9 protein-coding genes are annotated in these 8569 nt (G+C 61.5%); 5 read left to right on the top strand and 4 right to left on the bottom strand.

What is annotated here, in order from left to right; translation table 11 throughout:
• Window positions 1–1775 (bottom strand): methyl-accepting chemotaxis protein (locus B3605_RS03670; RefSeq protein ID WP_296432326.1); only part of this gene is annotated, 1775 nt, incomplete at its 3' end.
• 449 nt (window positions 1776–2224) lie between these two features.
• Between B3605_RS03670 and rpmH the strand changes: the two genes are divergently transcribed.
• The 4 genes from rpmH to yihA all read left to right on the top strand — a co-directional run bounded on the left by rpmH (window position 2225) and on the right by yihA (window position 5366).
• Window positions 2225–2359 carry a 50S ribosomal protein L34 gene (gene rpmH / locus B3605_RS03665; protein ID WP_065689331.1) on the top strand — a complete coding sequence of 45 codons (135 nt, stop codon included), beginning with the start codon at window positions 2225–2227 and terminating at the stop codon, window positions 2357–2359.
• 20 nt (window positions 2360–2379) lie between these two features.
• Window positions 2380–2781, top strand: coding sequence for a ribonuclease P protein component (gene rnpA, locus B3605_RS03660; protein ID WP_081619887.1), 402 nt, complete (start codon window positions 2380–2382; stop codon window positions 2779–2781).
• Window positions 2781–4568 carry a membrane protein insertase YidC gene (gene yidC, locus B3605_RS03655; RefSeq protein ID WP_018898246.1) on the top strand — a complete coding sequence of 596 codons (1788 nt, stop codon included), beginning with the start codon at window positions 2781–2783 and terminating at the stop codon, window positions 4566–4568. The genes rnpA and yidC overlap by 1 nt, the downstream gene beginning before the upstream one ends.
• 141 nt (window positions 4569–4709) lie before the next feature.
• Window positions 4710–5366: a ribosome biogenesis GTP-binding protein YihA/YsxC gene (yihA, locus tag B3605_RS03650; RefSeq protein ID WP_018898245.1), complete on the top strand. Its 657-nt coding sequence runs from the start codon at window positions 4710–4712 to the stop codon at window positions 5364–5366.
• A gap of 58 nt (window positions 5367–5424) precedes the next feature.
• Here the strand turns inward: yihA and B3605_RS03645 are convergent, their stop codons facing one another.
• The 3 genes from B3605_RS03645 to B3605_RS03635 form a co-directional block, all read right to left on the bottom strand.
• Entirely contained in the window at window positions 5425–5982 is a 558-nt protein-coding gene (locus B3605_RS03645; protein ID WP_111561609.1) for a fasciclin domain-containing protein, read from the bottom strand.
• 105 nt (window positions 5983–6087) lie between these two features.
• On the bottom strand, window positions 6088–6816 hold the full coding sequence (locus tag B3605_RS03640; protein ID WP_018898243.1) for an anti-sigma factor: 729 nt from the start codon (window positions 6814–6816) through the stop codon (window positions 6088–6090).
• The gene (locus tag B3605_RS03635; protein ID WP_018898242.1) at window positions 6813–7352 is read right to left on the bottom strand and encodes a sigma-70 family RNA polymerase sigma factor; all 540 of its coding nucleotides are present in this window, start codon (window positions 7350–7352) and stop codon (window positions 6813–6815) included. The genes B3605_RS03640 and B3605_RS03635 overlap by 4 nt, the downstream gene beginning before the upstream one ends.
• A gap of 163 nt (window positions 7353–7515) precedes the next feature.
• Between B3605_RS03635 and argB the strand changes: the two genes are divergently transcribed.
• Window positions 7516–8403 carry an acetylglutamate kinase gene (argB, locus tag B3605_RS03630; RefSeq protein ID WP_018898241.1) on the top strand — a complete coding sequence of 296 codons (888 nt, stop codon included), beginning with the start codon at window positions 7516–7518 and terminating at the stop codon, window positions 8401–8403.
• Window positions 8404–8569: the final 166 nt, after the last annotated feature.

The raw sequence follows: 8569 nt of genomic DNA, 5'->3' as shown, positions 1-8569 counted from the left end.
TCGACCATGGCGGCGTTCTGCTGCGTCACCTGGTCCATCTGGTTGACGGCCGTATTGACCTCCTTGAGGCCGGTCGACTGCTCCTTGGCGGCCGTGGCGATCGAGTGGATGTGGTCGTTGATGGCGTTGACGCGGCGCTCGATCTGCGAGAGCGCCTCACCGGTTTCCTGCACCAGCTTGACGCCGATCTGGACTTCGCCGCCGGACTTGGTGATCAGGCCCTTGATATCCTTGGCGGCCGTTGCCGAGCGCTGCGCGAGTTCGCGAACTTCCTGTGCGACGACGGCAAAGCCCTTGCCCGCTTCGCCGGCACGCGCTGCCTCGACACCGGCGTTCAGCGCCAGCAGGTTGGTCTGGAAGGCGATTTCGTCGATGACGTTGATGATCTGGCTGATTTCGCGCGAGGCCTGCTCGATGCGGCCCATGGCATCGACGGCGTTGCGAACGACGACACCCGACTTGCCGGCATCGTCCTTGGCCTCGGAGACCATGACGCTGGCTTCCTGGGCGCGATCGGTGGAGTTGTTGACGACGGCAGTGATCTCGTCCAGCGCGGCAGAGGTCTCCTCGAGAGCCGCCGCCTGCTGTTCCGTGCGCTTGGAGAGGTCGTCGCTGGCGGCGCGTAGTTCGTTGGTGTTGCCGTGGAAGCCCTCGGCGGTCTCGCGCACTTCGCGCATGGTCGATTGCAGCGTGGCAAAGGTGCTGTTGACGTTCTTCTGCAGTTCGGCAAAGGCGCCCTGGAAATTGCCGCGCATGGTCTGGGTCAGATCGCCTTCAGAGAGGCTCGCGATAACACGGCGGGTTTCGCCGACGCCGCCATCGACACCCGACAGCAGCTGGTTGATGTTGCTGGCGAACTGGTTGAGGTTGTCGTCCTGGTAATCCTTGTCGATCCGGCGCGAGAAATCTCCGGCGGCAGCGGCGGCCACGACGACGGACATGCTGGACTGCAGGTCGTCGCTCTTGGCGCGCATGGCGGCTTCCTGCGCGTTCATGCGGCGAACGGCGAGGCCATTTTCCTTGAACACCGCGACGGCAGCGGCCATTTCGCCGATCTCGTCGTTGCGGCCGGGGAAAGGAACATCGGTGTCGAAGTTGCCGTCGGCGACATTCTTGATCGCCTCGGTGACCTTCTTGATCGGACGCGAGAGATGGATGGTGCCGACATAAAGGCCCATGCCGATGCCGGCCGCGATGCCGAAGCCGGTGATGCCGAGAACAAGCCAGAGGACCGAAGTGCGGAAGCTTTCGACTTCCTGGTTGACGGCGTCGAGCGTCGCCTTGTCGGTGGCGACGATCGCGTCGATCTCGGCCTGGAAGGCCTTGCGGTTGGCGCGGTTGGCGTCGTTGTTGCCCTGCTCGTTGGCCGCCTGCGGGCTGACCTCGGTGCCGAGGCGCGCGGTTTCGGCGCGGAAGGCGCGGAATTCGGCCGAGCGGGCCTTGAGCTTGTTGAACGCATCCATCTGGTTGTCGGGAACCAGCGGCGTCCAGGATGTGATGGTGGCATCGATCTGGTCGAGTGCGGCGAGCAGACCCTTGGCGAAGCTTGCGGCGTCCTTTGTCGAGGGCGCACCATAGATGCCGCGCGCTTCCATGACGGTCGCGGTCACGTAGCGGTTCAGGCGCTCGCCGGAATAGGCGCGGCTGGCGGCATCCTCATAGGCGGAGAGATTATCGTTGTAGCGCTGCACGGCCCAAAGTGCGGTCGCGCCGATAACCAGCGCGACACAGGACATGGCGCATACGAGTATGTTGATCTTGCCTCGGATTTTCAAAGGATCCCCCCAATAAGACTAGAGGCCGAAAACTGGATGCCCGGCCGTTAGATCAAATTGCGCTAAAACAATTAATGTTGAATTTCCGATATTTTCGCCGGCTACTATAAAAAATCATCCATGAACGATGGTTGCCGGCGCGATTTTTTGCGCGAAAAACGTACAGAGGCTCGATAGGCGCACGTTTGGGCTGCGGAAACGGAATAAAATGATAGCGAGCGGGATGTGCGCCCGATGGCGCAATCATTAACAGCATCTGCTAATTTTCACACCCAAGAGGCGAGCAGAGCGGATTCTCCCTGCGATAATTGACTTTCGCGACCTTCGTCCGTATAAGCCGCCGCACGTCCGGTCATATAAGGCTTTTTGAGCCTCCCGCCGTTCGAAAAACAACGCTCCTTGCATTATGCAAATTCAAGAAGGGCCGCACTCCGCGGTGATTAAAATAAATGAAGCGTACTTACCAACCTTCCAAGCTTGTTCGCAAGCGTCGTCACGGTTTCCGTGCACGTATGGCTACCAAGGGCGGCCGTAAGGTCATCGTTGCTCGTCGCGGCCGCGGCCGCAAGCGTCTTTCGGCCTAAGGCCGGAAGTGCCCGATCAGATGACGGGCGATCCGACGACCAAAGATCCCAAAATAACTGCCGGGCGGCTGAAAAGCCGCCCGCAGTTTCTTGCTGTTCGCAATGGCGAAAAACGCAGGGGTGGATTCTTCCTTCTCGAGGTGCTCGACAGGAAGGAACCCGATACCGAAGCCCGCGTCGGCTTCACCGTCACCAAGAAGCATGGCAACGCGGTTGAAAGAAACCGCATGCGTCGGCGCCTGAAAGAGGCGGTACGGCTGCATGCAGGGTTTGCAATGAAGCCCGGACACGACTATGTGGTTGTCGCGCGAAGGGACGTGCTCCAAGCATCCTTCCATCAATTAGCCGCTGAGCTTACGGCTCGCGTCGAGACGAAGCCGAAACACAAGCGGTCCGGAGACGGCCGCCCCAGGAACGTATGATGCAAAACAACCGCAACTACTTCATTGCGATCGCCCTCTCCGTGCTGATCGTTCTCGGGTGGCAATTCCTTTACATGAATCCGCGCATCGAAGCGCAGCGCAAGGCCGAGCTTGCCCAAAAGGCACAGCAGACGACCCAGCAGACGCAGACACCGGCAGCGAATGGCGCGCAGACGAATGGCGCCGCTCCGACAGGCCAGGCGCCCGCGACCACGTCGCTGGCCGACGCGCTCGCCAAGAACCCGCGCGTCATCATCGACACGGCAGCGCTTTCCGGCTCGATCAACCTTGCCGGCGGCCGTCTCGACGACCTCAAGCTCAAGGGCTACCACGAGACCGTGGATGACTCGAGCCCGATCATTACGCTCTTCAGCCCATCGGAAACCAAGGACGGCTACTTCGCCGAACTCGGCTATATCGGCGACGCCGCGACCGGCAACGTCCCCGGCCCCTCGACGCTCTGGACGGCTCCCGAAGGCGCGAAGCTGACCGAGAAGACCCCGGTTACGCTGACCTATACCAATGACAAGGGCATCACATTCGCCCGCACGATCTCGGTCGACGAACGCTACATGTTCACGATCACCGACAAGATCACCAATGCCGGCCAGGCGCCCGCTGCACTCTCCTCCTACGGCCGCGTGACGCGCTACAACAAGCCCGCCGTCGCTTCGACCTACGTGCTGCACGAAGGCTTCATCGGCGTGATCGGCGAAGATGGCCTGATCGAGAGCAAGTATGCTTCCGTCGAGAAGGAAGCCGTGACGCCGGCAACGGCAACCGGCGGCTGGCTCGGCATCACCGACAAGTACTGGGCCGCGACGATCATTCCGCCGCAGACGACCGCTTACGACGCACGCTTCAGCCACTTCACGGATGGCCAGCCGCGCTTCCAGGCCGACTACAAGCAGAACGCCGTCACCGTCGCACCGGGCCAGTCGCTTGAGCTGAAGAACCTTGTCTTCGCCGGCGCCAAGGAAGTTCCCGTCATCGACGGCTACGAGGCAACCTACCAGATCCCGCGCTTCGACCGCCTGATCGACTGGGGCTGGTTCTACTTCCTGACGAAGCCGATGTTCAAACTGATGGACTTCTTCTTCCGTTACTTCGGCAACTTCGGCGTCGCGATCCTGATGACCACGATCGTCGTCAAGGCGCTGTTCTTCCCGCTCGCCAGCAAGCAGTACGCTTCCATGGCGAACATGAAGCGCGTGCAGCCGAAGATGGAAGAGCTGAAGGCGAAGTTCGGCGACGACCGCATGGGCCTGCAGCAGGCGACCATGGCACTCTACAAGGAAGAAAAGATCAACCCGATCGCCGGTTGCTGGCCGATCGCGCTGCAGATCCCGATCTTCTTCTCGCTCTACAAGGTGATCTACATCACCATTGAGATGCGCCACGCGCCGTTCTTCGGCTGGATCCAGGACCTTTCGGCACCCGATCCGACCTCGTTCATCAACCTGTTCGGCCTGCTGCCGTTCGCCGCTCCGACCTTCCTGCATCTCGGCGTCTGGCCGCTGATCATGGGTGTCACGATGTTCCTGCAGATGCGCATGAACCCGACGCCCCCGGATCCGACGCAGGCGATGATCTTCAACTGGATGCCGCTGGTCTTCACCTTCATGCTGGCGAGCTTCCCGGCCGGTCTGGTCATCTACTGGGCCTGGAACAACACGCTGTCAGTCATCCAACAGGGCGTCATCATGCGCCGCCACGGCGTGAAGATCGAGCTCTTCGACAATCTGAAGGGGCTGTTCAAGCGAAAGCCGGCGCCCACAGAGAAATAGCAAAAAGCCCCGGTTCGCCGGGGCTTTTTCTTTTGTGGCACACGGATGCTTCTTAGGACAATCGGGCCTGCCGGTTGACAAAATCGCCCGAAACCTGAATGCCATAGGTTCACTGGAATTGGACGCGCTGGAAAAGGCCGAATGACCGACAATAAAGACAAGCCGCTCTTCGGCCGCCCCTGGATCTTCATCCGTGGCGTGCCTTCCCTGAAGTTCCTGCCGCCGGAAGGGCCGGCCGAGGTGGCCTTTGCCGGCCGCTCGAATGTCGGCAAGTCGTCGCTGATCAACGCGCTCGTCGGCCAGCATGGCCTGGCGCGCACCTCGAACACGCCGGGACGTACGCAGGAACTGAACTATTTCGTGCCCGAGGGCTATTCCGGCGAGGCCGGCGATCTGCCGCCGATGGCGCTGGTCGACATGCCGGGCTACGGCTACGCCAAGGCGCCGAAGGAGCATGTCGACGCCTGGACCAAGCTGGTGTTCGACTACCTGCGTGGCCGCGCGACGCTGAAGCGCGTCTATGTGCTGATCGACAGCCGCCACGGCATCAAGAAAAACGACGACGAGGTTCTCGATCTGCTCGACAAGGCCGCCGTCTCCTATCAGGTGGTGCTGACCAAGACCGACAAGATAAAGCCGCCGGCGGTGGTGAAGCTGCTTGCCGAGACGGCCGAGAAGATCAAGAAGCGCCCCGCCGCCTATCCCGGGATCATCGCTACCTCGTCCGAAAAGAGCGAAGGGCTGGACGATCTGCGCGAGGCGATCGCGCTCACCGTGGGCGCCGATCACTGGAAGTGAGGTGGAGGCGCCCCAGTGGTGTTGACAGGGCGCCCCCGTTTGCTGCCTGAACTCAAGATTACATCTTCGGCAGCAAGACCTTGTCGATGACGTGAATGACGCCGTTCGACTGCTTGACGTCGGCGATCGTGACATGGGCGACGCCGCCGCTTTCGTCGGTCAGCGTGATCTTGCCCATGTCTTCCTTGGCCTTCAGCACGCAGCCGCCGACCGTCTTGATGTCATGCTCGCCGCCATCATCCTTGATCATCTTGGCGACGGTCTTGGCCATGGCATCGGCAGCCACGACGTGGCAGGTGAGAATCTTGGTGAGCTTGGCCTTGTTCTCAGGCTTCAGCAGCGTGTCGACAGTGCCGGCGGGGAGTGCCGCGAAAGCTTCGTTGGTCGGCGCGAAGACCGTGAACGGACCCTTGCCTTCGAGCGTCGAGACCAGACCGGCTGCCTTGACGGCGGCGACCAGCGTCGTGTGATCCTTCGACTTCATGGCATTCTGGACAATGTTCTTGGTCGGATACATGGCAGCGCCACCGACCATCGGGTTCTTGGCCTGCGCGGCAAAGGCGATTGCGGATACGGCGACTGCAAGGGCTGTCGTGCGCAGTGCGGACTTGATCATGACTGTTCTCCTCATCCGTCCGCTCGCGGGTCGCCGGCTGAATGCATCAGCGTCGCTGGGACATGAGGATCTACGGAAGGTTGTCAGAAAAAGTTTCAGCCGATCTTACGGCCGGTGCGCGGCGCCGCTTGCAACGACGGGGCCGGTCGGCGCGCCCGTCGGCGAGCCACCGAAGGGTTCGAGGCTGACCGCGAAGCTCGTGCCCTCGCCGATGGCGGAGCGCATGTCGACCGGGATGACCAGTTCGCCGTCGCCGCCCTCTCCCGCCGCGAAGATGCCGAGCGACTTTGGCGTGCCGCCTTCGGGCAACAGCCACAGCTCGAGCGACTTCTCCTCCGGCTTGCCCGCGGCGACCGGAATGATCCGCATCCGGCCGGTTTGCGCTTCATAGGAAGCCAGCAGATTGACCTGGCTCGCTGGTCCCGACAATTGCGCGACCAGCGGCGGAACGGTCGGCTTCAGCGGCGATACCGTCGCGACCGTCAGCGACAGGGCAGCCGACGTGATGACGAGCGAGACGGCGGCGAGACAGCGCCAGAAGAAAAGGGAATTCCAAACGCCCCTGCCCGGCACGGCTGCCTGCTGCGGAGTGCCGAACAGGCGGGCTTCGACCTGCTTGAAGGTCTCCTGGCCGGGGGTGACGGCGTCATAATCGTCGTTGAACGTCGAGAGGTTGGCCTCCCAGCGACTGACGATCGCGGCGAACTGCCGGTCGACGCGCATGCGGTCCTCGACGACACGCCGATCCTGGAAAGAGAGAACACCGAGAACATACTCACCGGCGAGTACCTCATCGCGGGAGCGACCTCCCTTGCTTTGATCGGACGACGTCATCGTTCCAGGCACTCTCTCAGCTTCAATAGGCTGCGCCGCAGCCATGTGCGCATCGTGTTCAGGGGCACGCCGAACTCACCGGCCAGTTCCTGATAGCTCAGCCCTTCGACATAAGCCCGTCTGACCGCCACCGCACGATCAGCTTCCAACTGTTCCATGCAGGTGTCAATCCGCCTTCCTTCATCGCGGATCACAGTTGTCGCTTCCGGATCAAGTTGGCTGTCTGCGAGATCATAGGCACTGTCCAATTCGTCGGCTACCGGCTTGCGGCTTCTCAGGGTGTCGATCGCCTGGTTGCGCGCGATCGCCGCAAGCCAGGAAGAAGGCGTTCCCGAAGAGATCGCGAAGGCGGAAGCGCGCTGCCAGACCTTGATATAGACCTCCTGCAATGCTTCCTCCCCCTCCGTCTTGTCCTTCAAGATACGCAGGCAGATGGCAAAAAGTTTCGGGCTTGTTTCACGGTACAGAGCCACGAAAGCCTTTCGGTCGCGCATTGCAACCCGACCGATCAGTTCGGCGATTTCCTCGCTCGTCATGCCGTGTCTCTTCCCCAATGTCCTTCCCTAACTATGGGTGTTCGGTCACGCTTGGCAAGACGGCGGGGTGTGGGCAAATTGCGCGAACTATCGGGCCATTGATTATTCCATCTGTCAAAAACTTGGGATAAAAGGCCGCAACCATTTTTCTGCGGGGTATCCGATGACCGAGACCGAAAGCGAAATCCAGGCACGGCTGCTGGCACAGGCGCTGCCCTTCATGCAGCGTTACGAGAACAAGACGATCGTCGTGAAATACGGCGGCCATGCCATGGGCAATCCCGAGCTCGGCAAGGCCTTTGCCAGCGATATCGCGCTTCTGAAGCAGTCGGGCGTCAACCCGATCGTCGTGCACGGCGGCGGACCGCAGATCGGCGCGATGCTGACGAAGATGGGCATCGAATCGAAATTCGAAGGCGGCCTGCGCGTCACCGACGCCAAGACGGTCGAGATCGTCGAAATGGTTCTGGCCGGCTCGATCAACAAGGAAATCGTCGCGCTGATCAACCAGACGGGCGAATGGGCGATCGGCCTTTGCGGCAAGGACGGCAACATGGTCTTCGCCGAAAAGGCGCGGAAGACCATCAAGGACCCGGACAGCAACATCGAGCGCGTTCTCGACCTCGGCTTCGTCGGCGAAGTGGTTGAAGTCGACCGCACGCTGATCGACCTTCTGGCCCGCTCGGAAATGATCCCCGTCATCGCCCCGGTTGCCCCGGGCCGCGACGGCGCGACCTACAACATCAACGCCGACACGTTCGCAGGCGCCATTGCCGGCGCGCTCAACGCGACGCGCCTCTTGTTCCTCACCGACGTTCCCGGTGTCCTCGACAAGCAGGGCAACCTGATCAAGGAACTCTCGGTCTCGCAGGCCCACCAGCTGATCGCCGACGGCACGATTTCCGGCGGCATGATCCCGAAGGTCGAGACCTGCATCGACGCGATCAAGGCCGGCGTCCAGGGCGTCGTCATCCTGAACGGCAAGACCGCACATTCCGTGCTGCTCGAGATTTTCACCGAGCGTGGCGCGGGTACGCTGATCGTTCCGTAAGGGCGGTCGTTTTTCTTCTCGGACGGGTGAAGTCCCCTCCCCAACCCCTCCCTACAAGGGGGAGGGGCTTGCTGGGTGCACCCTCTTCACAAAACCGAAGCCTCTCGACATACGCTGATGGTATGAGATGGCACAGAGGGCGCCACGAGTTAGCCCCTCCCCCTTG

Source organism: Rhizobium sp. UBA1881 (assembly GCF_002338015.1).
Taxonomy (GTDB): domain Bacteria; phylum Pseudomonadota; class Alphaproteobacteria; order Rhizobiales; family Rhizobiaceae; genus Rhizobium.
Note: the sequence above shows the minus strand (reverse complement) of the source record. Positions and strands in the feature narration are given on the sequence as shown.

Bases quoted from the DNA above. Each gene is read 5' to 3' on its own strand.
- rpmH (WP_065689331.1), top strand. From the start codon at position 2,225: ATGAAGCGTACTTACCAACCTTCCAAGCTTGTTCGCAAGCGTCGTCAC.
- rnpA (WP_081619887.1), top strand. From the start codon at position 2,380: ATGACGGGCGATCCGACGACCAAAGATCCCAAAATAACTGCCGGGCGG.
- yidC (WP_018898246.1), top strand. From the start codon at position 2,781: ATGCAAAACAACCGCAACTACTTCATTGCGATCGCCCTCTCCGTGCTG.
- yihA (WP_018898245.1), top strand. From the start codon at position 4,710: ATGACCGACAATAAAGACAAGCCGCTCTTCGGCCGCCCCTGGATCTTC.
- B3605_RS03645 (WP_111561609.1), bottom strand. From the start codon at position 5,982: ATGATCAAGTCCGCACTGCGCACGACAGCCCTTGCAGTCGCCGTATCC.
- B3605_RS03640 (WP_018898243.1), bottom strand. From the start codon at position 6,816: ATGACGTCGTCCGATCAAAGCAAGGGAGGTCGCTCCCGCGATGAGGTA.
- B3605_RS03635 (WP_018898242.1), bottom strand. From the start codon at position 7,352: ATGACGAGCGAGGAAATCGCCGAACTGATCGGTCGGGTTGCAATGCGC.
- argB (WP_018898241.1), top strand. From the start codon at position 7,516: ATGACCGAGACCGAAAGCGAAATCCAGGCACGGCTGCTGGCACAGGCG.